Source organism: Stenotrophomonas sp. STEN023 (genome assembly GCF_056760135.1).
The window spans coordinates 1-21,698 of record NZ_JBRREF010000079.1; the positions used below are offsets into that span (position 1 = coordinate 1).

Annotated in this window: 18 protein-coding genes and 1 pseudogene; 9 read left to right on the forward strand and 10 right to left on the reverse strand. The window is 65.3% G+C overall.

Annotated features, from left to right (window positions below; translation table 11 throughout):
- Nucleotides 1-142: 142 nt before the first annotated feature.
- The 6 genes and pseudogenes from ACVOLV_RS17905 to metK form a co-directional block, all read right to left on the reverse strand.
- A complete protein-coding gene (locus ACVOLV_RS17905) occupies nucleotides 143-664 on the reverse strand; it encodes an acyl-CoA thioesterase (protein ID WP_481555535.1) in 522 nt (173 codons plus the stop codon).
- Between the two features lie 147 nt (nucleotides 665-811).
- The gene (locus ACVOLV_RS17910; RefSeq protein WP_481555551.1) at nucleotides 812-1,714 is read right to left on the reverse strand and encodes a phosphatidate cytidylyltransferase; all 903 of its coding nucleotides are present in this window, start codon (nucleotides 1,712-1,714) and stop codon (nucleotides 812-814) included.
- Between the two features lie 77 nt (nucleotides 1,715-1,791).
- Nucleotides 1,792-2,385, reverse strand: coding sequence for a lysophospholipid acyltransferase family protein (locus ACVOLV_RS17915; RefSeq protein ID WP_481555536.1), 594 nt, complete (start codon nucleotides 2,383-2,385; stop codon nucleotides 1,792-1,794).
- On the reverse strand, nucleotides 2,385-3,008 hold the full coding sequence (locus ACVOLV_RS17920; protein WP_481555537.1) for a CDP-alcohol phosphatidyltransferase family protein: 624 nt from the start codon (nucleotides 3,006-3,008) through the stop codon (nucleotides 2,385-2,387). The genes ACVOLV_RS17915 and ACVOLV_RS17920 overlap by 1 nt, the downstream gene beginning before the upstream one ends.
- A gap of 409 nt (nucleotides 3,009-3,417) precedes the next feature.
- A complete protein-coding gene (locus ACVOLV_RS17925) occupies nucleotides 3,418-4,632 on the reverse strand; it encodes a DUF1444 domain-containing protein (RefSeq protein ID WP_481555538.1) in 1,215 nt (404 codons plus the stop codon).
- A 133-nt stretch (nucleotides 4,633-4,765) separates the two neighbouring features.
- A pseudogene (metK, locus tag ACVOLV_RS17930) lies at nucleotides 4,766-5,998 on the reverse strand (methionine adenosyltransferase); the annotation flags it as partial.
- 194 nt (nucleotides 5,999-6,192) lie between these two features.
- Between metK and olsF the strand changes: the two are divergent.
- From olsF to ACVOLV_RS17965, 7 genes are all read left to right on the forward strand, one after another.
- Nucleotides 6,193-7,905 (forward strand): bifunctional ornithine lipid synthase OlsF, encoded by a 1,713-nt coding sequence (gene olsF, locus ACVOLV_RS17935; protein ID WP_481555539.1) that lies wholly within the window; start codon nucleotides 6,193-6,195, stop codon nucleotides 7,903-7,905.
- Nucleotides 7,902-8,705 (forward strand): UDP-2,3-diacylglucosamine diphosphatase, encoded by an 804-nt coding sequence (locus ACVOLV_RS17940; RefSeq protein WP_481555540.1) that lies wholly within the window; start codon nucleotides 7,902-7,904, stop codon nucleotides 8,703-8,705. Before olsF ends, ACVOLV_RS17940 begins: the two co-directional genes overlap by 4 nt.
- Before the next feature lie 123 nt (nucleotides 8,706-8,828).
- The gene (locus tag ACVOLV_RS17945) at nucleotides 8,829-10,157 is read left to right on the forward strand and encodes a TolC family protein (RefSeq protein ID WP_481555552.1); all 1,329 of its coding nucleotides are present in this window, start codon (nucleotides 8,829-8,831) and stop codon (nucleotides 10,155-10,157) included.
- A complete protein-coding gene (locus tag ACVOLV_RS17950) occupies nucleotides 10,154-11,164 on the forward strand; it encodes an HlyD family secretion protein (RefSeq protein WP_481555541.1) in 1,011 nt (336 codons plus the stop codon). The genes ACVOLV_RS17945 and ACVOLV_RS17950 overlap by 4 nt, the downstream gene beginning before the upstream one ends.
- A complete protein-coding gene (locus ACVOLV_RS17955; protein ID WP_481555542.1) occupies nucleotides 11,149-12,312 on the forward strand; it encodes an ABC transporter permease in 1,164 nt (387 codons plus the stop codon). The genes ACVOLV_RS17950 and ACVOLV_RS17955 overlap by 16 nt, the downstream gene beginning before the upstream one ends.
- Nucleotides 12,309-13,421 (forward strand): ABC transporter permease, encoded by a 1,113-nt coding sequence (locus ACVOLV_RS17960; protein ID WP_481555543.1) that lies wholly within the window; start codon nucleotides 12,309-12,311, stop codon nucleotides 13,419-13,421. The genes ACVOLV_RS17955 and ACVOLV_RS17960 overlap by 4 nt, the downstream gene beginning before the upstream one ends.
- A 28-nt stretch (nucleotides 13,422-13,449) precedes the next feature.
- Nucleotides 13,450-14,505, forward strand: coding sequence for a metal-dependent hydrolase (locus tag ACVOLV_RS17965; protein ID WP_481555544.1), 1,056 nt, complete (start codon nucleotides 13,450-13,452; stop codon nucleotides 14,503-14,505).
- Here the strand turns inward: ACVOLV_RS17965 and ACVOLV_RS17970 are convergent.
- Entirely contained in the window at nucleotides 14,499-15,320 is an 822-nt protein-coding gene (locus tag ACVOLV_RS17970) for a methyltransferase domain-containing protein (protein ID WP_481555545.1), read from the reverse strand. The genes ACVOLV_RS17965 and ACVOLV_RS17970 overlap by 7 nt on opposite strands.
- 354 nt (nucleotides 15,321-15,674) lie before the next feature.
- Between ACVOLV_RS17970 and ACVOLV_RS17975 the strand changes: the two genes are divergently transcribed.
- Nucleotides 15,675-16,274: a nitroreductase family protein gene (locus ACVOLV_RS17975; protein ID WP_481555546.1), complete on the forward strand. Its 600-nt coding sequence runs from the start codon at nucleotides 15,675-15,677 to the stop codon at nucleotides 16,272-16,274.
- A gap of 254 nt (nucleotides 16,275-16,528) precedes the next feature.
- Here the strand turns inward: ACVOLV_RS17975 and dusB are convergent, their stop codons facing one another.
- From dusB to ACVOLV_RS17990, 3 genes are all read right to left on the reverse strand, one after another.
- On the reverse strand, nucleotides 16,529-17,518 hold the full coding sequence (gene dusB / locus ACVOLV_RS17980; RefSeq protein WP_481555547.1) for a tRNA dihydrouridine synthase DusB: 990 nt from the start codon (nucleotides 17,516-17,518) through the stop codon (nucleotides 16,529-16,531).
- Nucleotides 17,519-17,661: 143 nt separating this feature from the next.
- The gene (locus ACVOLV_RS17985) at nucleotides 17,662-18,612 is read right to left on the reverse strand and encodes a ribokinase (protein ID WP_481555548.1); all 951 of its coding nucleotides are present in this window, start codon (nucleotides 18,610-18,612) and stop codon (nucleotides 17,662-17,664) included.
- A gap of 101 nt (nucleotides 18,613-18,713) precedes the next feature.
- A complete protein-coding gene (locus ACVOLV_RS17990; protein WP_481555549.1) occupies nucleotides 18,714-20,012 on the reverse strand; it encodes a NupC/NupG family nucleoside CNT transporter in 1,299 nt (432 codons plus the stop codon).
- Between the two features lie 204 nt (nucleotides 20,013-20,216).
- Between ACVOLV_RS17990 and ACVOLV_RS17995 the strand changes: the two genes are divergently transcribed.
- Complete coding sequence (locus tag ACVOLV_RS17995; protein WP_481555550.1) at nucleotides 20,217-21,188, forward strand: potassium channel beta subunit family protein; 972 nt, start codon at nucleotides 20,217-20,219, stop codon at nucleotides 21,186-21,188.
- Nucleotides 21,189-21,698: the final 510 nt, after the last annotated feature.

Sequence of the window (21,698 nt, forward strand, 5' to 3'; positions counted from 1 at the left end):
CGGCCGCCGCCCCCCCCCCCCCCCCCCCCCCCCCCCCCCCCCCGCCCCCCCCGCCCCCCCCCCCCCCCCCCCCCCCCCCCCCCCCCCCCCCCCCCCCCCCCCCCACTACCGGGCTCGGCCAGCTTCGCGGCTTACGCCGCTCCTACAATCGGGGCACCGACAAATCGGCTTCACCCGACGGATTGCTCTGCAGCAGTTCCAGGTGCCGCTGCTCCATCTCCTGGCGCAGCTGGCGACGAATCTGCGCGGCGGCGAAGCGGCGCTTCTCGTCGCTGTTCTCCGGCTGCAGCGTTGGCACCGGGGTCGGCCGGCCATCGTCGTCCACTGCCACCATGGTGAAGAAGCAGCTGTTGGCGTGGCGCACCGCGCCCTTGCGGATGTCTTCGGCAACGACCTTGATGCCGACTTCCATCGACGAGTTGCCGGTGTAGTTGACCGAAGCCAGGAAGGTGACGAGCTCGCCGACGGCAATCGGCTGGCGGAAGGTCACCTGGTCCACCGACAGCGTCACCACGTAGTTGCCTGCATAGCGGCTGGCGCAGGCATAGGCGACCTGGTCGAGCAGGCGCAGGATGGCGCCGCCGTGGACCTTGCCGGAGAAGTTGGCCATCTCCGGCGACATCAGGACGGTCATCGACAGCTGGTGGGCTTTGTGTTCGCTCATGGCGGTTACTGCAATTGCGGGAAGAGCAGGCTACACCGTAGCGCCGAGCCATGCTCGGCAGGAGCCTCACCTGTAGTGCCGAGCTATGCTCGGCAGAGGCTCTACCGGGAACGCCCCTGCCGAGCATGGCTCGGCACTACAGGGGGCTTACTGGAAGTTGTAGCGCACCACATGGAAGAACACCGGCGCCGAGAACACCACCGAATCCAGCCGGTCCAGGATGCCGCCGTGACCTTCGATCATCTCGCCCCAGTCCTTGGCACCGAGGCTGCGCTTCACCGCCGACAAGGCCAATCCGCCAAGGAAGCCACAGATCACGATCAGCAGCGACAGTGCTGCCGACTGCAGGGGGGAGAACGGGGTGATCCAGTACAGTGCGGCACCAACAGCAGTCGCAGCGAGACCGCCACCGACCAGACCTTCCACCGTCTTCGACGGGCTCACCAAGGGCGCAAGCAGGTGTTTGCCGAACAGCTTGCCGAACACGTACTGCAGCACATCGCTGAGCTGTACCACCAGCAGCAGGTAGAACAGCAACATCAGGTTCTGCCCTTCGTAGCCGGGGATGCGCAGCAGCATCAGTGCCGGCGCGTGGCTGAGGCAGAACACAGTGAGCATCACGCCCCACTGGATCTTGGTGTTGCGCTCCAGGAAGTTCTCGGTGTCGCCAGACAGTGCCGATACCGCTGGCAGGGCGAGGAAACCGTATACCGGGATGCACATGACGAACAGGCCGTACCAGTCGATGCCGATCAGCCAGTACTGCAGCGGAATGGCGATGTAGAAGCACAGGCATAGCGCAAGGTGATCGCCACGACGCGTCGGCGTCAACGAGATGAATTCACGCAGTGCGAAGAACGACAGCAGGCCAAAGAACACCAGCGTGGCGATCTTGCCTAGCACGAAGCAGAACAGCAGCACGGCGGCCATCACCCACCACGCACGGATGCGCGCGTTGAGGTTGTCGACCACCGAGCCGGGTTTGATCCGGCCAAGGATGAAGCCGATCGAGCTGGCGAGGATCAGCACGGCAAACACGCCGCCGATCATCCACCAGAAGCTCGGTGGCGCGCGGTCGATGGCCTGCTGCAGGAAGCTGCCTAGCGGCAATTGCAGGAATACGTTGTTCATGCCAGCTCCACCACTGCGTTGCGCGCGCGTTCCAGGAACTGCGCCTTGTCCTCATCGGCAATGCGGCTGAGCGGTGCGCCGAAGCGTGCCGTGCACACCAGCGGCACCGGCACCATGCTGCCCTTGGGCAGCGCGCGACGCGCATTGTCCAGATACACCGGCACCAGTTCCACGTGCGGGTACTGCTGCGCCAGATGGAACAGGCCGGCTTTGAACGGCTGCGGCAGGGGCTCGTGGTTGCGGGTGCCTTCCGGGAACAGGATCAGCGAATCACCTGCATCCAGCGCGTCATGCAAGGGCTGCAGCGGATCGCCTTCGCACTTGCTGCGGTCACGTTCGATCAGCACCGCATTGAAGCCCTTGTCGGCGATGATCTTGCGCACGCCCTTGCTCCAGTAGTCGCGCGCGGCGACCGGGCGGGTGTGTTCGCGCAGCGCTGGCGGCAGTGCTGACCACAACGCCACCGTATCCAGATGGCTGGCGTGGTTGGCGAAGTAAATGCGTTGGGTGTCGTTGGGGCGGCTGCCAGCCCAGCGCGGGTAGGCGCCAATGAAAACCTTGACGGCGGCGACCAGCAGGCTTGAGAGCATCAGCTGCCTGCCTTGAGTTGCGCGGCGATGGCGCGGGTGCGGGTGATGCAGGTCAGCAGCGAGCCGGCAGCAATGATGATGGCAGCGGCTGGGAGCAGGTAATACGTGTGTGTGGTGAGCTGCTCGATGATGGCCAGCACGCAGGCTGCAGTGAGTACGAACATGCGGTGTTGTTTGGCCATCGGGCCACGGAAGTCCTGGGCCAGGCCGAGACTGGCACCGGACAGGCGCACGTAAGCGGTGAGTGCGGCCAGCAATGCACCGAGCCAACCCAGCCAAGGCATGCCGGCGGCATAGCCGAGCGCGACGATCAGCAGCGAGTCGGCGATGCGGTCGGGGTATTCGTTGTAGAGCGCGCCGGTGGGTGTCTGCTTGCCGCCTTCCATCGCCACCATGCCGTCGAGCAGGTTGCAGATCAGGCGCAGCTGGATACCGACGGCGCAGGCGATCAGCCCTGGTATGCCTGGCCAGTACAGCAGCGCAGCGGCGCCGCCTGCGGCGAAGAAGATGCTGAGTACCGAAATCTGGTTCGGTGTGATTGAGGAGCGTGCCAACGCGGCGCTGAGGGCACGAGCCCAGCCGGTGGAACGGGCGGCAATTGGTCTACGGTCTTCCTTTCCCATGGGCCGATGGTAGTGCATTGGTCGTTGTGGAGAACAGGGAGGAGGGTGCGAGGCTGTTTGGGTGGGTTTGTGGGAGGGCTTTGAGCGCTGCCCGGGGCCAAGCTTCTGCTTTGGCTTTGGCTTTGGCTGTTGCGGTCGCTTTGGCTGTTGCTGTGCTGTCCCTTCTCCCGCCTGCGGGAGAAGGTGCCCGGAGGGCGGATGAGGGGGCTTTTGGGGGCTTTGGCTATTGTCTTTGCTGGATCGAGAGCCAACGCCAGCGCCAGAGCCAACGCCAAAGCCAAAGCTGCCCTCATCCCAACCCTTCTCCCGCAGGCGGGAGAAGGGCTAAAGCAAAAGCAAAAAGCCAAAAAAGAAGCTGCCCTTGCAGGCAGCCTTCTTTGTGCAAACGCTATCCGCGCAGGAAACCAGCTCAGATCGCCTGCAGTCGCGCGCGCGTCTCCGCATCGGGGAAACCAAGCGTGAGATAACGCGGCGGGTGGATGTGCCGGGTGTCTTCACGCAGCAGGTGGCCGAGGATCGGTTGCGCCTGCTCCCAATCAACCATCAGGGTCTCGGCTTCTCCGCCATCCACAGGCATCACCAGAACCAATCGGTCGGTGCGTGGAAGTGAGCTCGCCACCCCATCAGTCCAGGCGCACAGCGAAACCCGGTCTTCGTTGTGGACCATGAAACTGGCGACAAATACGTCTTCTTCATGCTTCTGGTGCACGCGCTCCAGCAGCTGCTTCTGCAGCGCATAGGCGTCGGCGTTGAGCTCAATCCGCAGTTGCCGCTGCCGCTCGCGCAGGGCTGCATCCGCCAGTACGTGGGCATGCAGCTGGCCGTCGTCGTAGCGCAGCACTTCCCAGGAGATCACGCGGCCATCGGCAAATGCGTTGGCGGCCAGCTCCAGCATCTGCGCCTGCCCCTGCAGGTCGCCTTCGCCGGCGACCAGCAAGACGTCACGGGTAGCCAACATGAAAACCGGCAGCCCAGCGACCGGCACCCGATGCAACAGGTCGGGCAGCAGCGCGCGGCTGCTGTCATAGGCATCACCCCATGCTGCCTGATAGACGCCGGGCAGGACCTCGACGAAGGGCTCATCAGGGCTTTCCCGCAGATTGCTGCGAGCGATGCTCAAGGCCTGCTCGAAGTCGATACCCCAAGCCGCTTCCGGGCCGCGGGTAAGGGTGGCGGTGTGGTCCGGATGGTCCACCGCCAGCAGCTCCACGCACTCCTCGCTCAGGCGCCGATACTGCAGCTGCATCGGCGGCGCGTCCCAGCCATCCTGCTCGGCATGGTGCAGGCTGATTTCCTCAAGCTGGGTGATGCTGCGGATCAAGGGACGCAGCATGGGCCGGGTCTGCTCCCAGCTCATCGCGGCATCGTTGTCGTGGATGCCAAGCAAGCTGCTGAAGGACTGCAATGCCTTGCGCTGTTGTCCGCGCGGAGCGCCCATGTAGGCGTGGTAGGCGTTGTGCAGGTTGAAATAGGAGCCATTGGCATGGCGGATGCGGAAGGTGTCTGCTTCGTATTCCAGTTCATGCGGGTAGCCATTGCTGCGCACCGCGTCCATGAACTTGCGGGCAAACCGGTCCTGGTCGGGTTTGTCCTTGAACAGATTGCCGAAAAGTGCTGAAAACATGCCAACCCTCCCTGTGTATGCGGCGCTTATCGTGTGCAGACGTATCGGTACTTGGCAAGCACTGGTGTACGAAAAGCAGACGGGCCCCGTGGGCGGGCCGGCCCGGGTGAGCGTTAACCAGCAGGTGAAAATACTTCAGCTTGGCAGCCTTGCGCAGGGCTTCGGCACGGTCGGTGTTCTCCCAGGAGAACGCAGTCGCGTTCTGGGTCTTGCCGTCGCCGTCGACGTACGAGAATTCCTTCGGCTTGCGGCCGAAGTGGCCGTAGGCAGCGGTCTGCTGGTACATCGGGTGGATCAGGTCCAGCATCTTGATGATGCCGTACGGGCGCAGGTCGAAGTGGGCGCGGATCAGCTTCTCGATCTGTGCGTCCGGAATCTTGCCGGTGCCGAAGGTGGTGACCGAGATCGAGGTCGGCTCGGCCACGCCGATGGCGTAGGAGACCTGCACTTCGCACTTGTCGGCCAGGCCAGCGGCAACCACGTTCTTGGCGACGTAACGGGCAGCGTAAGCAGCCGAACGGTCAACCTTGGACGGGTCCTTGCCGGAGAACGCGCCACCACCGTGACGGGCCATGCCGCCGTAGGTGTCGACGATGATCTTGCGACCGGTCAGGCCGCAATCGCCCACCGGGCCGCCGATCACGAAGATACCGGTCGGGTTGATGTGCACCTTGTTCTTCGGCAGCTTGTCCAGCCATGCCTTCGGCAGCACCGGCTTGAGGATGTGCTCGCGCACGGCCTCGACCAGGTCCTTCTGCTTCACGCTCGGATCGTGCTGGGTCGACAGCACAACCGCGTCAAGACCTTCGATCTTGCCGTCCTGGCCGTAACGCAGGGTCACCTGGCTCTTGGCGTCCGGGCGCAGCCACGGCAACGGCGAGTTCTTCTTCTTGCGGATCTTGGCCTGCTGCTCGACCAGACGGTGCGAGTAGTAGATCGGTGCCGGCATGTATTCCGGGGCTTCGTTGCAGGCATAGCCGAACATCAGGCCCTGGTCACCAGCGCCTTGCTCTTCCGGCTTCTTGGCTTTCTTGTTGGTGCCGTCAACGCCGGCAGCAATGTCGGGCGACTGCTTGCCCAGCATGTTGATGATGGCGCAGGTGTGGCCGTCGAAGCCGACATCGGAGTTGTTGTAGCCGATCTCGTTGATGACGTTGCGGGTCAGTTCTTCGATATCGACCCACGCCGAGGTGGTCACTTCGCCGGCGACAATCGCCGCACCGGTCTTGACCAGGGTCTCGCAGGCCACGCGGGCGCGCTTGTCCTGGGCCAGGATCGCGTCCAGCACCGCATCGGAGATCTGGTCGGCAATCTTGTCCGGATGGCCTTCGGAGACCGATTCGGAGGTGAACAGGTAGCTGGACATCGGGCTATATATCCCTTGATTCGGATGGAAAGATGGTCGCGGATGATACACGGTTGGCCGGGTGACGGAATAGTGCCGCTATCACTGTTGCCATCCGGTTAAGGCGCGGTCACCGGATTGCCGCAAAACCGCAACCGGCCTGCCTTGTGGCGGGCGCAGGCTCCCGGCCAATGGGCCGACAAGGAGACCTTGCCATGCAACAGATCGCGCAGCGCCTGCAGCAACGCTATCCCGATTGGTTCCACGGCCCGCGCCGCCACCTGGCCCGGCCGCTGCTGCGTACAGTGGGGCGCTGGTCACGTTTCGACCAGTTGGATGCCTTCCTGCAGCGCAGCGCCGGCCTGCAGGGTTTCGCCTTCGTCAGCGCTGCGCTGGGCTTCCTGGACGCGGGTTATGCGGTGGATGCGGCGGCGCTGGCGCGGATACCGGCCAGCGGGCGCCTGCTGATCGTCGCCAATCACCCGTCCGGGGCGCTGGACGCACTGGCGCTGCTGGATGCGGTGGGGCGGGTCCGCAGCGACGTACGCATCATCGCCAACGACATGCTGCTGGAGCTGGAGCCGCTGCATGAACTGCTGCTGCCGGTGCGCATCCTCGGTGGCCGCGCCCAGCGGGCCAGCCTGCAGGCGGTGGAGCAGGCGTTGCAGGCCGAGCAGTGCGTGATCGTGTTCCCGGCCGGCGAGGTCTCGCGGCTGTCGCTGCAGGGTATCCGCGACGGCCGCTGGAACCGCGGTTTCGTCCGCTTCGCCCGCGCCTGCGACACGCCGGTGCTGCCGGTACGGGTGCAGGCACGAAATTCAGCGCTGTTCTACGGCGCCTCGGCGCTGTTCAAGCCGGCCGGCACCGCCTTGCTGGCGCGGGAGATGTTCGCCCGCCGCAAACGACCGCTGCGCCTGCAGATCGGCCAGCTGATGCGGCTGGATGCGCAACAGGATCCGGCACTGCAGCTGCAGGCGGTGCGCGACGCGCTGTACGCACTGGGCAAGGAGCAGCAGGGCGCCGAACTGCGCGAGAACGGCCCGCAGCCCTTGGCCGAGCCGGTTGCCGCTGCCGATGTCGCCGCCGCAATCGACGCCGCCGGGTTGCTCGGCCAGACCAGCGACGGCAAGCAGATCCGCCTGGCCCAATGTGCTGCCAACTCCCCCTTGCTGCTGGAGCTGGGCCGGCTGCGTGAGCTGACCTTCCGCGAAGTGGGCGAGGGCACCGGCCGCAGCCGCGATCTGGACGATTTCGACCCGCTCTACCAGCACATCGTGGTCTGGGATGCGCCTGCCCAGCGCATCGCCGGCGCCTACCGGGTGATGCGCGGCGCACCGGCCTTGGCACGCAGTGGCCTGCAGGGCCTGTATACCGCCAGCCTGTTCCGCTACTCCGACGATGCCATCCCGCGCATCGCCGAGGGCATGGAGCTGGGCCGCAGCTTCGTGGTGCCGGACTACTGGGGCAGCCGCAGCCTGGATTACCTGTGGCAGGGCATCGGCGCCTACCTCGCCAGCCAGCCAGGCGTGCGCTATCTGTTTGGCGCGGTGTCGATCAGCGCCGCGCTGCCACGCGAGGCGCGCGAGCAGCTGGTGGCGTACTACCAGCAGTACTACGGTGCCGGCCGCAGCCTGGCCGAGTCGAATCGGCCCTTCCAGTACTTCGCCGCGCCGCCGAGTTTCGGTGAGCTGGACACGCAGGCGGCGTTTGATGTGCTCAAGGCCAATCTGGCGACGCTGGGCACCAGCGTGCCTACCTTGTACCGGCAGTACACCGATCTGTGCGAACCCGGTGGCGCGCGCTTCCTCGCGTTCGGTGTGGATCCGGATTTCAGCGATTCCATCGACGGCCTGATCGAGGTGGACCTGCAGGCCATCCGCCCGCACAAACGCAAACGCTATCTGCGCGATGCCGGAGCAACGGCATGAGTGCGGTGCCGCTGCTGCCGCCACACCGGCGCGCAGTGTTCATCTCCGACACGCATCTGGGCGCGCGCCATTGCCACGCGGCGGAACTGGCGCGCTTCCTCACCGGCCTGCGTTGCGAACGTCTGTATCTGGTCGGCGATATCGTTGATCTGTGGTGGCTTTCCCATAAGCGTGCGACCTGGCAGCAGGCACACAACGAAGTGATTGAAGCGCTGCATGCGCTGCGTCGTGCCGGCACCGAGATCATCTACATCCCCGGCAATCACGATGCTCCGCTGCGCCGCACCTGTGGCCTGATGGTGCCGGCCATGCAGGTCCGCCGGCGGGCGATTCACACCACCGCCGATGGCCGACGCCTATTGGTGGTACATGGTGATGACTACGATGGCGCCACCCATTTTGGTGGGTTGCAGGAACGCTTCGGTGACTGGCTGTACTACCGCATCCTCACCGGCAACCGCCTGCTCAACGCCGCGCGGCGTCGGTTTGGCCTGCGCTATTGGTCGTTGTCGGAGTTCCTCAAGCGGCAGAGTGGTGCGGCCGAGCGCTATATCGAGCGCTTCGTGCAGGCCGGGCTGGCCGACGTACGTCGGCGTGGACTGGACGGCATCATCTGCGGCCACATCCATCGCGCGGCGCTGGTCGAGCGCGATGGCCTGGTCTACGCCAACGACGGCGACTGGGTGGAAAGCCTGACTGCACTGGCCGAGGACCCGGATGGCAGCCTGCGCCTGCTCGATCATTCAGGCCACAGCATCGTCTGCCTGCCGGGAAGCCTGCGACTGGCACAGGCGGCCTGATTGCCCGGCTGACTTCTTCCTCACCCTCTGGGCGGCTATGCTGGGTCCAGCCGACGAGCAGGGAGTATCGGGGTGGCAGGCAAGCAGCCAACATCGGTAGCGACAGGGTTGTGTGTGCTGTGGATGTTGTTGGCGCCAGCGACCGTGGCGGCGGAGACGGTGCCTGCGTTGAGCTACGAACAGGCCCGGCAGCGCCTGGAGCAGGTATCCGATGCGTTGGCCGCCGCCGATGCCGGGGTACGCAACAAGCTGGATCTGCAGGATGCCAGCCGCTATCTGCGCTTGCCGGAAATCACCGCCGACGTGCGCCGCATGCAGTTCCAGAAAACCTTGAACCTGCCATTGGGTTCGTTGGCGCCGGTGGCCGAAGCCTTCGGCATCGAGTCGCCGTTGGAGTTCGGCGAGCGTGACTGGCGCACCCGACCAATCGTCACTGCCAGCGTGCCTCTGTACAGCGGTGGCTTGATCCCGGCTGCGCAAGGGGCTGCACAAGCTGCCAGCGAGTTGGCCCAGGCCGATCGCGAACTGCAGCGGCAGTCGTTGTCGCTGCAGTTGGTGCAGGCCTACTTCGGCCAGCAGTTGGCCGAGCAGGCAGTGCAGGTGCGTCGCGATGTGCGCGATGGCCTGCAGCGGCATCTTGAGGACGCGCAGAAGCTCGAACGCGAGGGCTTCGCCACCAAGGCGCAGCGTCTGCAGGCCAATGTCGCCCGCGACAAGGCCGAACGCGAGTACCAGAAGGCAGTCAACGATCTGTCCACCCTGCAACAGGCCCTGGCCACCTTGCTGCGTAGCGGCGGTGCGGTTGCCACTACCTCGCCGCTGTTCGTGATCAATCGCCCGGTTGGTGCGCGCGAGGATTTCGAGCGCAGCGCCCAGCAGCGGCATCCACAGGTTGGCCGCTTGCGTGCGCTGACCGCGCAGGCCGAACAGGGCGTGCGTGCGCAGCAGGCCAAGCTCAAGCCGCAGATCTATCTGTTTGGCCAGTACGACCTGCGCCGCCGCGATGCGCTGCTGACCGATGCCGACTGGGCGTTCGGCATCGGCCTGCGCTATACCTTCCTGTCGCCAACGGCGCGGCCCTTGCAGGTCAGCGCGGCGCGCGCGCAGCTGGAGCAGGCGCAGTCGGGGCTGAGCGAAGTGGAGAACCAGCTGCAGCTCGGCGTCGGCAAGGCCTGGAACGAACTGGAGACCGCCCGCGTGCAGTTCCAGCTGCTCGACAGCAGCATTGCCCAGGCGCAGGAAAACCTGCGCCTGCAGGAGCTCTCGTTCCGCGAAGGCCAGTCCACCTCGCTGGATGTGATCGACGCGCGGCTCGGCCTGGGCGGTGCACAGGTGGAGCGTGCACAGGCCGCCTATCAATTCGACGTGGCGCTGGCGCAGCTGCTGGAAGTGAGCGGACAGCTGCAACGTTTTGACGACTACCGCCAACGCGCGGACAAGGTGCTGGAATGAGCGATTCGCTGCAGGTGGAGACCAGTCCGCGGCAACGCCGCGTGTTCCTGATTGCCGGCGTGGTGCTGCTGGTGCTGGTGGCGGTCGGCCTGTGGCTGGGCCTGCGCAGCCCGCCGGACCAGGTGCAGGGCATGGCCGATGCCGATAACGTCAACGTCGCCGCCAAGGTCACCGCGCGCCTGCAGCAGTTGCATGTGCGTGAGGGCGACCGGGTCACCGCCGGGCAGGTGCTGTTCGATCTCGACAGCCCGGAGGTCGCCGCCAAGGAGCGCCAGGCTGACGCGGTGGTGGCTGCGGCTGCGGCGATGGCATCCAAGGCCGAGGAGGGCGCACGCAGCGAGGATATCCGTGCCGCCGAAGCCAACTGGAAGCGCGCCCAGGCCGGTGCTGAACTGGCGACCAGTACCTTCCGCAGGCTCGACAATCTTTACGCCGAGGGCGTGGTAAGCCGGCAGAAGCGCGACGAGGCGCAAGCGCAGGCGCGTAGCTCCAATGAACTGACCCGCGCGGCGCGCGCGCAGTACGACCTTGCCCTGGCTGGTGCCCGCGAGCAGGACAAGGACGCGGCGTTGGCGCAGGTTCGGCAAGCCGAGGGCGCCAAGGCCGAGGTCGATGCAGCCCGCCAGGAAACCCAGGGCAGGGCGCCGCTGGCCGCCGAGGTTGGCAAGCGCATGGCCGATATCGGCGAGCTGGTGCCGGCAGGCTATCCGGTCTTCAGCCTGGTCGACATCGATCACATGTGGGTGGCATTGAACCTGCGCGAGGACCAGATGAACGGGCTCAAGCCCGGCGCCCGCCTGCAGGGCACGATTCCGGCACTGCAAGGGCGCAGCGCCACGTTCGAGGTCTACTTCATCAGCCCGGCCGGTGACTACGCCACCTGGCGCAGCACGCGCCAGTCGTCCGGCTATGACGTGCGCAGCTTCGAAGTGCGGGCACGGCCGCCGCAGCCGATCGAAGGGTTCCGGCCAGGCATGAGCGTGTTGTTTGCATGGCCGCAGGGCTGACAGCAGGCAAGGCTTTCGCCGCGTCGCTGCGGCGTGAGCTGCAGCACTGGCGCAGCGACCGCTGGGAGCTGGCGCTGGTGACGGTGCTGCCGCTGCTGTTGATGGGCGCGATGATGTGGCTTTTCTCCGGCTCGGTGCTGCGGGAGGTGCCGATCGCCCTGGTTGACCTGGACCACAGCCCGACCAGTCGTGGCCTGGCCCGCGCATTGGATGACAGTGCCGGCGTACGGGTGGCGAGCGCGCCGACGACCCTGCAGGAAGCGCAGGCGCAGCTGCGCGCGCTGGAGGTATTCGCCATCGTGCTGCTGCCACGCGATATGAGCCGGCGCGCGCTGCGCGGCGAAGCGGCACCGCTGTATGCCTTCTACAACGCCACTTACATGGCCACCGGGCAATCGGCAGGGCGCGATATCGCCGATGCGGTGAGTGCCTATAACGCACGCATGCTCAAGGAACAGATGGCACTGCAGGTCGGCCCAGCGAAGCTGCGTGGCGCACCGGTGACGGTGCAGGCGACCGTGCTGTACAACCCGGCGCGCAGCTATGAACTGTTCCTGTTGCCGCTGATCTTCCCGGCCATGCTGTCGTTGCTGGCCGCGCTTGCGGCTGGCGCAGCGTTTGGCCGCGAACAGCGCGATGGGCTGCTTGCTGGCTGGCTGCGACAGCAGCCGTGGGCGGCGATGGCCGGAAAATTATTCCCGTATGTCGCGCTGTTCTCGCTGTATGGCGCACTGGGTGTGATGTACGTGGCCTATGTGCGTGGCGATGGGGTGGCGGGCAGCATGGCGCTGATGCTGCTGGTGCAGCCCTTGTTCTATCTGGCCAGCTGCAGTTTCGCACTGCTGTTCATCGCGCTGACCCGCGACATGTGTACCGGCTTGTCGGCGGTGGGGCTGACGATTGGTACCGCGCTGGCGTTTTCCGGTGCGACCTTCCCGGTGATCCAGGCGCCCTTGTTCACCCGCATCTGGAATGCGCTGCTGCCGCTCACCGCCTATGTACAGGTGCAGATGCAGCAGTTGTTCATGGGTGCGCCATGGCAGGTATCGCTGCGCCCGTTGGCAGTATTGCTGTTGATGACGCTGCTGGCCGGCGGGCTTGGCGCAGGCCTGCTGCTGCGTGCGGCGCGCCAGCAGGCGCGCGCATGAGCGGTATCGTGGCCAGCTTCCGCCGCACCTTGCAGGCGATGTTCGCCGACCCGGCGGCGCGCGCGGTGATGATAGGGGCCGTGCTGTTGTACTCGTTCTTCTACCCGGCGGCGTATCGCCACCAAGTGGCCAGTGAGCTGCCGATCGCGGTGGTGGATGAAGACCATAGTGCGACCAGCCGCGACCTGATCCGCCACGTGGATGCATTGCGTGCGGTGCAGGTGGTCAGCCAGCCGGCGGATCTTGGCCAGGCCAAGCAGCAGCTGTTGCATGGCGAAGTGGATGGCATCGTGCTGATCCCGCCGCGGCTGGAGCGCGACATCCTGCGCGGCGGCAGCGGCCAGCTGGTGCTGTTGGGCAATGGCGCTTACCTGAGCCGTGCCAGTGCCATCCTCAATGGGCTGGCCGAAGGCATCACCGGTTTTGGAGGCAGGCAGGCGGTGCGGCAGGCAGCGTTCATGGGTGCGCCGCAGCCCCCACCGCTGCAACTGGTGCAGCGTCCGCTGCACAACACCCGCGAAGGTTATGGCAGCAGCGTGGTGCCGGGCGTCTCGGAGCTGATCGTGCACCAGACCCTGCTGCTGGGCATCGGTGTGCTGCTGGGCAGTCGTCGCGCGCAGCTCGGCCGCCGCCTGCGGTTCGATCTGCCGACCTTGTCCGGCATGGCGTTGGCGTTCGGTCTGGTGGCGGTTTGCGGACTGTTGTACTACGTCGGCTTCACTGCCTGGGCGCAGGATTATCCGCGTGCGGGCAACATCCCCGGGCTGCTGTTGGCGGTGCTGTTGTTCGCGCTGGCGACGGTGCCGTTCGGGATGTTCATCGCCAGCTTCTTCGATACCCGCGAGCGCGCCTTCCAGTACGTCACTGCGGTGTCGATCCCGCTGTTCTTCCTGTCCAACCTGTCGTGGCCGGCCATCGCCTCACCGCCCGTCCTGGTAGCGCTGGCCAAGCTGTTGCCGACCACCGCTGGCATCAATGCCATCGTTCGCACCCAGCAGTTGGGCGCGCGCCTGCCTGAGATCGGTGCCGAGCTGCTCAACCTGCTGTTGCTGGCGCTGCTGTACGGCGGCCTGATGCTGTGGCGACTGCATGGCCGGCAGCAGCGTTGAGCGCAGCGTTGGCTGGTAGCATCGGCGCATGGATTCCATCAGTCAGATCGTTCTCGGCGGCGCCATCGCTGCCGCCATCGCCCCCGCCGCGCACCGCCGCGCAGCCTTGCTTGCCGGTGCCGCCCTGGCCACGCTGCCGGATCTGGACGGTTTGGCGATCATGGCATTCACCGATAACCCGGTGAGCCTGATGACGGTGCACCGTAGCTTCAGCCATTCGCTGTTCGTGCTGCCCTTGCTGGGCACGCTGATCTGGTGGTTGTACAAGCGCTTTGGGCATGGCCGGGTTGCAGCTGCGCCAGCGCGCTGGTGGTGGGCGATGGTGCTGGCCCTGGTCACGCATCCGCTGCTGGACGCTTTCACCGTTTACGGCACGCAGTTGTGGTGGCCGCTGACGCCGCCACCGACGATGTGGTCCAGCGTCTTCATCATCGATCCGCTGTATACGATCTGGCTGCTGATCGCCTGCGCCATTGCCTGGTTCGCGCGCGCACGGCCGTTGGCGCAACGCGCACTGGTGGCCGGACTGGTGTTGAGCACGGGCTATCTGGGTTGGTCCCTGATCGCCAAGGCGCAGGTGGACCGCGTCGCCGCGCAGTCGTTGGCGAGCATGGGCCTGGCCGATGCGCCGCGCTTCTCGGTGCCGATGCCGTTCAATACCTTGCTGTGGCGGGTGGTGGCGATGACGCCGCAGGGCTATGTGGTCGGTGATCGTTCGCTATGGGCCGATCATGGGCCGATGCAGTTCGACGGCTATCCGTCGAATGTGCAGGCAATGCGGCAGGCCGCCGCGGTGCCGGCGGTGCAACGCCTGAACTGGTTCAACCACGGCTTCATGCGTGCACAGGTGGTCGATGGCGAGCTGGTGCTCAGTGATCTGCGCATGGGCCTGGAGCCGGAGTACAACTTCAACTTTGCCGTTGCCAACGAGCGCGATGGCCAATGGCAGGCGATGCCGCCACGGCAGGTGCAGCCTGCGTATCGGCAGGCTGGCAACCGTGACGTGCTGAAACAGCGCCTGGCACAGATGTGGCAGCGCATCTGGCGGGCGCCGGTGGCAAGCGGCGCCGCTGCAACTCAGTAGACGGTGGCGCGGGCCTGCACGAAGGAATAGAAGAACACCGCGTTGGGGTCGTTCTGCACCTGGGTGAACTCGGCGCGCATGCCGTCCACCGTGGCCTGATCGACCTTGCCGGCTTCCAGCAACTGCTCGGCGGCTGACAGCAGCAGCTCTTCCCACAGCGCGAACATCACCTTGCGCCGTGCGGGTTCGCGATTGTCCAGGTGCACGGTCTTGGTCTGCGTCTGCACATCGCGGAAACCACCGGCCAGCAGCAGGTTGCCGAGCTTGGCACCGACAAACGGGTCGCCACCGCTGTCGATCTGGAAATCGTTGAACGCCATCCAATAACGCCACAGGTTGGGCGAGTAGGGATCGAGCAGGAACGAGGCATTCATCACCTCGGTGACGAATACCGGTGAGCCAGGGCTCAGCACCCGCCGGACTTCGGCCAGCGCACGCGCAGGCGAGGGCACGTGCTCCAACACCCAGCACAGGAAGGCGCCATCGAAGCTGCGCGGTTCGAACGGCAGGTCGGTGGCATTGGCGCGCTGGAACTCGATGCGCTCCTGCAGCCACGGCATCTGCGCCAGATGCGCGTTGGCGGCAGCCAGCTGGCGTTCGTTGAGGTCGATGCCGGTGACCCGCAGCTCGGGGAAGCGGCGCAGCAGGATCTCGCTCTGCGCGCCGACGCCGCTGCCTACTTCGAGGATGTGGCGGGAGTTGCGGAAATCGATGTCATGGAAGATTGCCGGTTCGAACAGGCGTGCCTGCTTGCGCAGCCGCTCCTGCTCGTTTGCCGAGAAGCCATGCAGGTAGGGGAAGTCGTTGAGAGTCATGAAAACAGCGTCGTGCAGTGATCCGCCCAGTATCACCAGCCGGTGTTACCGCGGCGCATGCGCAATGGGAACCCAGCATTGCGGTGCCGGCAGCAATGCCGTTGGGGCGCGGGTTTGCGGGCACGGGCTGCTTATAGCTGTTGGTTGTGAGAAATGGCCGATCTGGAATGAGGCATTGGTGAGAGCTTGGCCAGGCTGTAGTGGTGGCTATGAAGCCGATCGGGCATTTGTTCTAAAAATGAAACGAATTATTGGAATTTAAGTAATTGTTCCGAATTTGGTGGCAAATACAATGGGCGCCATCAAGCAAAGACCGGCGGTGTTGCCGGGCTGCTTCCCCTGAAGGAAACGATCATGAACAGCCAAGTCATCTCCCTGTACAAGAAGCGCCGGTCCCAGTACGCCCTCGGCAAGCAGCTGCCGATCAGCCAGGACGACACCACCCAGTTGATCAAGCAGGCCATGCGCCAGGCGCCGTCGGCCTTCAACGCCCAGTCCTCGCGCGCGCTGATCCTGTTTGGCGACCACAGCCAGAAGTTCTGGGAACTGACCAAGGAAGAGCTGCGCAAGATCGTGCCCGCCGAGGCATTTGCGGCCACCGAAGGCAAGATCAACAGCTTCGCTGCCGGCGCGGGCACGGTGTTGTACTTCGTCGACACCGACGTGGTGAAGGGCCTGCAGGAACAATTCGCGCTGTACGCCGACAATTTCCCGGTATGGGCTGAACAGTCCAACGGCATGGCCCAGTTCGCGGTGTGGACTGCGCTGGCTGACGCTGGCGTCGGTGCCAGCCTGCAGCATTACAACCCGTTGGTGGACGAGGTGGTGCGCAAGCACTGGGGCGTGCACGGCAATTGGCAGCTGCGTGCGCAGATGCCGTTCGGCTCGAATGAAGCCCCGTTCGGTGAGAAGGCCTTCATGGAAGACGAGGCGCGCTTCAAGGTATTTGCCTGATCAAGGATTTCGGCTGAATTGCAGTGGCGCGGTTCTCTCCCCCGCGCGCCGCTGACAGTCGAACCGGCCCACCAGCACCCGCTGGTGGGTTTTTTTGTGTCCTGTCGTGCCGAGCCATGCTCGGCGGAGGCTTCATGCACGATCTGAAAGATCGCATGCAACGCCCCAGCCGAGCATGGCTCGGCTCTACAGGAGGGGCTTTCTGCACAATCTGACAGATCGCCGGTTACGCCCCAGCCGAGCATGGCTCGGCTCTACAGTGCGTACGCCGTTTCGCCGGCTACCAGCGCATCGAAATAATCGCGGGTCAGTTGGATTTGCGCGTCGGCAGTCTCGGCAGCGTTGACCACTGCGCGGAAGGCGCCATTCTCCGGGCGATCCTTTGCATACCAGCCCAGGTGTTTGCGGGCGATACGCACGCCCTGCGGTTCGCCGTAGAAGGTGTGCAGGTCGCTGAGATGGCCGAGCAGGATGTCGCGGACCTCCTCCACCGACGGCGGCGGCAGTTCCTCGCCAGTGGCCAGGTAATGCGCGATTTCGCGGAAGATCCACGGCCTGCCCTGCGCGGCGCGGCCGACCATCACTGCATCGGCGCCGGTCAGCTTGAGCACCTGCTCGGCCTTGCGCGGTGAATCCACGTCGCCGTTGGCCAGCACCGGGATCTTCAACATCGCCTTGATCGCGGCGATGGTTTCGTACTCGGCCACGCCGGTGTAATGCTGGTCGCGGGTGCGGCCATGGATGGCCAGCGCGGCGATGCCGCTGTCTTCGGCGATATGCGCGATGGTTGGTGCGTTGCGTACTTCCGCGCACCAGCCGGTGCGGATCTTCAGTGTCACCGGTACATCGACGGCATTGACCACGGACTCAAGAATGCGTGCCACCAGCGCCTCGTCACGCATCAGCGCCGAGCCGGCCCAGGCATTGCAGACCTTCTTGGCCGGGCAGCCCATGTTGATGTCGATGATCTGCGCGCCGTGGTCGACGTTGTAGCGCGCCGCCTCGGCCAGCTGCTGCGGCTCGGTGCCGGCGATCTGCACGCTGATCGGCGCCGGTTCACCAGCATGGTCCATGCGATGGATGGACTTGCGGGTGGTCCAGAAGCGGGGGTCGCTGATGGTCATTTCCGAGGCAGCCAAGCCCGCGCCCAGCCGTTTGCACAGCTGGCGGAATGGCTTGTCAGTAACGCCGGCCATGGGCGCGAGCACCACGTTGGGTGCAATGGTGTAGGGGCCGATCTGCATGGGCGGTATTGTAAGGCGCCGGCTGGAACCCCGGCTGTAGGAGCGGCGTGAGCCGCGAAGCTGGGGGTGTGCGAAGGCTTAAGAGCCAACCCCTCCCCAACCCTCCCCTTGCCTGCGGCAAAGGGAGGGGGAACATCTGGGCCTCAGGCGTCGGCCGGCGTCATCCGCGGCATCGACAGGGCGGCGCCTTCGTTCTCGGTGGAACGGGCGGCGTACAGGTTGGCAAAACGCACGTGCTTGATGAACGCAGCTTCCGGGGCCTGGGCCAACGAGGCGGCGAGGGCGCCGTTGAAGGCATCGCCGGCACCGGTGGTATCCACCACCTGCACCGACTCGGCGGCCACGCGGTAGTAGGGCTGGCTGTCGCTGCGCAACTTGTCTTCGTCGTGCGAGACAAACACGCCAACCGCACCCAGGGTCACCACCACGGTGTTGCCCGACAGCTTGCGGCACAGGGCATGCAGGCTGGCACCGTCCAGGGTTGCAACGTCATCGGCCTCGATGCGTTCACCGACATGGCGACCGAGCAGGGCGGCGAACTCGGTTTCGTTCGGGGTCAGCACATCGGCCAGCTTGAGCAGGCTGATGGTGGACGGGGCATTGGCCGGGGCGGCGTTGAGCATGGTCAGCACGCCGGCTTCGCGGGCGACGCTGAGCGCGGCTTCGATCGATTCCACCGGCGACTCGAGCTGGGCCAACAGGACCTTTGCGTTGCTGATCAGGGCGGCATTGGCGGCCATGAAATCGGTGCTCAGCGAGGCATTGGCACCGGCGCCAATCACGATCGAGTTGCGGCCGCGGCCATCGACGTAGATGCCGGCGGTACCGGTGGGCTCAGCGGTGGCTTCAGCCACCAGTGCGATGCCGTCGGCACTGGCCAGCTGGCGGGCGAGGTCGCCGCCAGCATCCGCACCAAGCGCGCAGACGAAGCTGGTGTCGGCACCGGCGCGGCGGGCGGCGACGGCCTGGTTGAAGCCCTTGCCACCGGGACCGGTGCTGTAACGGCCAGCGATGGTCGCTCCCGGCGCGGGCAGGGTATCGCAGCGCCAGACATGGTCGACATTGAAGGAACCGGCAACGACTACAGAACTCATGGAATCTACGTCTCTAAGGTGGCGATGAAACAGCAGCTGCGATGGCTCGGCCATCTGGCCCGGTCGCTTTGCAGTGGCCGGGCCGGTGCAGCTGGATTGAATCAACCGAAGTGGGTCAAAACACCGGCAATGGTGGCGGTCATCAAGGTGGCAATGGTGCCGCCCAGAACCGCACGCAGGCCGAACTTTGCCAGGTCCTGGCGACGGTCCGGGGCCAGCCCGCCGATGCCGCCGATCTGGATGGCGATCGAGCTGAAGTTGGCGAAGCCGCACAGGGCGTAGGTTGCGATCAGGCGGCCTTCTTCACTCAGGGTGGTGCCCGGAACGTTGCCCTTGATGATTTCCGACAGGTCCATGTAGGCGACAAATTCGTTGATCACGACCTTCTGGCCAATCAGCGAACCCACGGTGGTGGCGTCAGCCCACGGCGTACCGATCACCCAGGCGATCGGAGCCAGCACGTAACCGAAGATGGTGGCCAGATTGGTCGGCTTGCCGATGGCGGCGGCCAGGCCGGTGACGTCACCGATCCAGGTCAACGGCGCATTGAGCAGGGCGATCAGGGCGATGAAGGCCAGCAGCATGGCGCCGATGTTCAGCGCAAGGCGCAGGCCGTCACCGGCACCGGCTGCGGCGGCATCGATGATGTTGGAGGAGGTCTTTTCCACTTCCATCTTGACCGTGCCGCGGGTCAGCGGGGTGCCGGTTTCCGGCACCAGCAGCTTGGCGACCACCAGCGTGGCCGGCGCGGCCATGATCGAGGCGGCCAGCAGATGTTTGGCGTAGAAGGCCTGCGAGGCCGGATCGCCTCCGCCGAGCATGCCGACGTAAGCGGCCAGCACGCCGCCAGCGATATGCGCCATGCCGCCGATCATCATGGTGATCAGCTCGGACTGGGTCATCTTGGAAATGTACGGGCGTACGGTCAGCGGCGCCTCGGTCTGGCCGATGAAGACGCTGGCGCAGACGCTGGTGGTTTCCGCGCCGGACACGCGCATCACCTTGGTGATGGCCGCAGCCATGACCCGTACGATGGCCTGCATCACGCCCAGGTGGTACATCACACCCATCAGCGCCGAGAAGAAGATGATGGTCGGCAGTACCTGGAAGGCGAAGATGAAGCCGTACTTGGGCACATCCATCAGGCTGCCGAAGATGAAGTTCGAGCCTTCATTGACGAAGCTCAGGATCTTGACGAAGCCCTTGCCCAGCCAATCGAACACGTCACGGCCGCCCGGAACCAGCAACACCAGCGCCGCAAACGCGATCTGCAGGGAGATGCCGGTGGCAACCAGTTTCCAATCAACGGCTTTCTTGTTGTTGGAGAAAAGCCAGGTGATGCCCAAAAGCACCGCCAGGCCGAACAGGCCGAAGCCGATTCTGCCCAAACCTTCGAACATGAGTAATCCCCGGGCGTGCCCGCAAAAGACGCAAGCCTAGAGCAGCGGCTGATGCCGGGCAAGAATATCTCCGGCATAAGCCGGTATTTGCTGGGATTGCGCCGGTATCGGCAAGGTCCGCAGGGCGGTCTGCTGCGCAGCCGGGGTTACACTTGCCGCCTGTCTGCGCGGATTCCGCGCACCGTCCCCTAGTTGGAGCCAGCCATGCAATACCGTCGTCTCGGGTCGTCCGGCCTGCAGCTGTCCGCCTTGTCGTTTGGTGCCTGGGTGACCTTTGGCAGCCAGATCGGGCGCGACGAGTCGCGCAACCTGATTGCCTGCGCCTGGGACAACGGGGTCAACTTCTTCGACAACGCCGAGGTCTATGCCAAGGGCCGCGCCGAGGAGGTGATGGGCGATGTGATCGCCGACCTGCGGCTGCCGCGCGACGGCTTCTGCGTGTCATCCAAGGTGTTCTTCGGTGCGGTCGACGCGCCGGCGCCGACCCAGCGCGGGCTCTCGCGCAAACACGTCACCGATGCCTGCCACGCCGCGCTCAAGCGCCTGCGGGTGGATTATCTGGACCTGTATTACTGTCATCGCCCGGACGCGGAGACGCCGATCAGCGAGACCGTGCTGGCAATGGACACCCTGATCCGCCAGGGCAAGGTGTTGTACTGGGGCACCTCGGAGTGGTCGGGCGCGCAGATCGCCGAGGCCGTGGCCTTTGCCCGCGCCAACCATCTGTATGCGCCGACCATGGAACAGCCGCAGTACAACCTGTTGCACCGCGAGCGCGTGGAGCAGGAGTACGCGCCGTTGTATGCCGATGCCGGTTTGGGCACCACCATCTGGTCGCCGCTGGCCTCCGGCCTGCTGACCGGCAAGTACAACGACGGTATCGGCGAGGATTCGCGCCTGGGGCAGTCCACGCTGGGCTGGTTGCAGGCCTCGGTGCTGGGTGAGCCGGCCGATGATCGTCTGGGCAAGGTGCGTCGTTTCACTGCCTTGGCAGCGCAGCTTGGCGAATCGCCGGCGCAGCTGGCGATCGCCTGGTGCCTGCGCAACCCACAGGTATCCAGCGTGATCCTGGGTGCGAGCCGGGTATCGCAGCTGGAAGAGAACCTGCGCGCGCTGGACGTGCTGGCACGGGTGGAAGAGGGTGCCTGGCAGCAGATCGAGGCGGCTTTCGCCTGATCGCGCGGGTGTAGTGCCGAGCCATGCTCGGCAGCACCTTGCCAGCAGGGTTTCAGGCCGGTGTTTGTTGGATTTGGGGAATTTGTGGGAGCGGCGTAAGCCGCGAAGTCACAGATTTGTCAGGTGGCGGACAGATTGGTGACGTCAGCATCGCCAGCTTCGCGGCTTACGCCGCTCCTACAGTGGAAGGGCTGCTGGGAGAGCGCCTGCCGAGCATGGCTCGGCACTACAGGGGCCGGGCTTTTGTAGGAGCGGCGTAAGCCGCGAAGCCACAGATTTGTCAGGTGGCGGACAGGTTGGTGACGTCAGCATCGCCAGCTTCGCGGCTTATGTCGCTCCCACAAACGGAACTGGGTGCCCGTAAGGCCCCTGCCGAGCATGGCTCGGCACTACAGGGGCCAGGCTTTTGTAGGAGCGGCGTCAGCCGCGCAGCCCTAGATTTTTGAGGTTGGGGGGGGGTTGGTGCTGCAGGCGGCGCCCGCTTAGCGGGGGGCCGCCCGCCCGGCAGGG

Excerpts from the sequence above, each read along its gene's own strand:
- ACVOLV_RS17920 (WP_481555537.1), bottom strand. The coding sequence starts at position 3,008 with ATGGGAAAGGAAGACCGTAGACCAATTGCCGCCCGTTCCACCGGCTGG.
- ACVOLV_RS17975 (WP_481555546.1), top strand. The coding sequence starts at position 15,675 with ATGAACAGCCAAGTCATCTCCCTGTACAAGAAGCGCCGGTCCCAGTAC.
- ACVOLV_RS17940 (WP_481555540.1), top strand. The coding sequence starts at position 7,902 with ATGAGTGCGGTGCCGCTGCTGCCGCCACACCGGCGCGCAGTGTTCATC.
- ACVOLV_RS17990 (WP_481555549.1), bottom strand. The coding sequence starts at position 20,012 with ATGTTCGAAGGTTTGGGCAGAATCGGCTTCGGCCTGTTCGGCCTGGCG.
- ACVOLV_RS17965 (WP_481555544.1), top strand. The coding sequence starts at position 13,450 with ATGGATTCCATCAGTCAGATCGTTCTCGGCGGCGCCATCGCTGCCGCC.
- ACVOLV_RS17915 (WP_481555536.1), bottom strand. The coding sequence starts at position 2,385 with ATGCTCTCAAGCCTGCTGGTCGCCGCCGTCAAGGTTTTCATTGGCGCC.
- olsF (WP_481555539.1), top strand. The coding sequence starts at position 6,193 with ATGCAACAGATCGCGCAGCGCCTGCAGCAACGCTATCCCGATTGGTTC.
- ACVOLV_RS17955 (WP_481555542.1), top strand. The coding sequence starts at position 11,149 with ATGGCCGCAGGGCTGACAGCAGGCAAGGCTTTCGCCGCGTCGCTGCGG.
- dusB (WP_481555547.1), bottom strand. The coding sequence starts at position 17,518 with ATGCAGATCGGCCCCTACACCATTGCACCCAACGTGGTGCTCGCGCCC.
- ACVOLV_RS17985 (WP_481555548.1), bottom strand. The coding sequence starts at position 18,612 with ATGAGTTCTGTAGTCGTTGCCGGTTCCTTCAATGTCGACCATGTCTGG.
- ACVOLV_RS17960 (WP_481555543.1), top strand. The coding sequence starts at position 12,309 with ATGAGCGGTATCGTGGCCAGCTTCCGCCGCACCTTGCAGGCGATGTTC.
- ACVOLV_RS17910 (WP_481555551.1), bottom strand. The coding sequence starts at position 1,714 with ATGATCGGCGGCGTGTTTGCCGTGCTGATCCTCGCCAGCTCGATCGGC.
- ACVOLV_RS17925 (WP_481555538.1), bottom strand. The coding sequence starts at position 4,632 with ATGTTTTCAGCACTTTTCGGCAATCTGTTCAAGGACAAACCCGACCAG.
- ACVOLV_RS17945 (WP_481555552.1), top strand. The coding sequence starts at position 8,829 with ATGTTGTTGGCGCCAGCGACCGTGGCGGCGGAGACGGTGCCTGCGTTG.
- ACVOLV_RS17970 (WP_481555545.1), bottom strand. The coding sequence starts at position 15,320 with ATGACTCTCAACGACTTCCCCTACCTGCATGGCTTCTCGGCAAACGAG.
- ACVOLV_RS17950 (WP_481555541.1), top strand. The coding sequence starts at position 10,154 with ATGAGCGATTCGCTGCAGGTGGAGACCAGTCCGCGGCAACGCCGCGTG.
- ACVOLV_RS17905 (WP_481555535.1), bottom strand. The coding sequence starts at position 664 with ATGAGCGAACACAAAGCCCACCAGCTGTCGATGACCGTCCTGATGTCG.
- ACVOLV_RS17995 (WP_481555550.1), top strand. The coding sequence starts at position 20,217 with ATGCAATACCGTCGTCTCGGGTCGTCCGGCCTGCAGCTGTCCGCCTTG.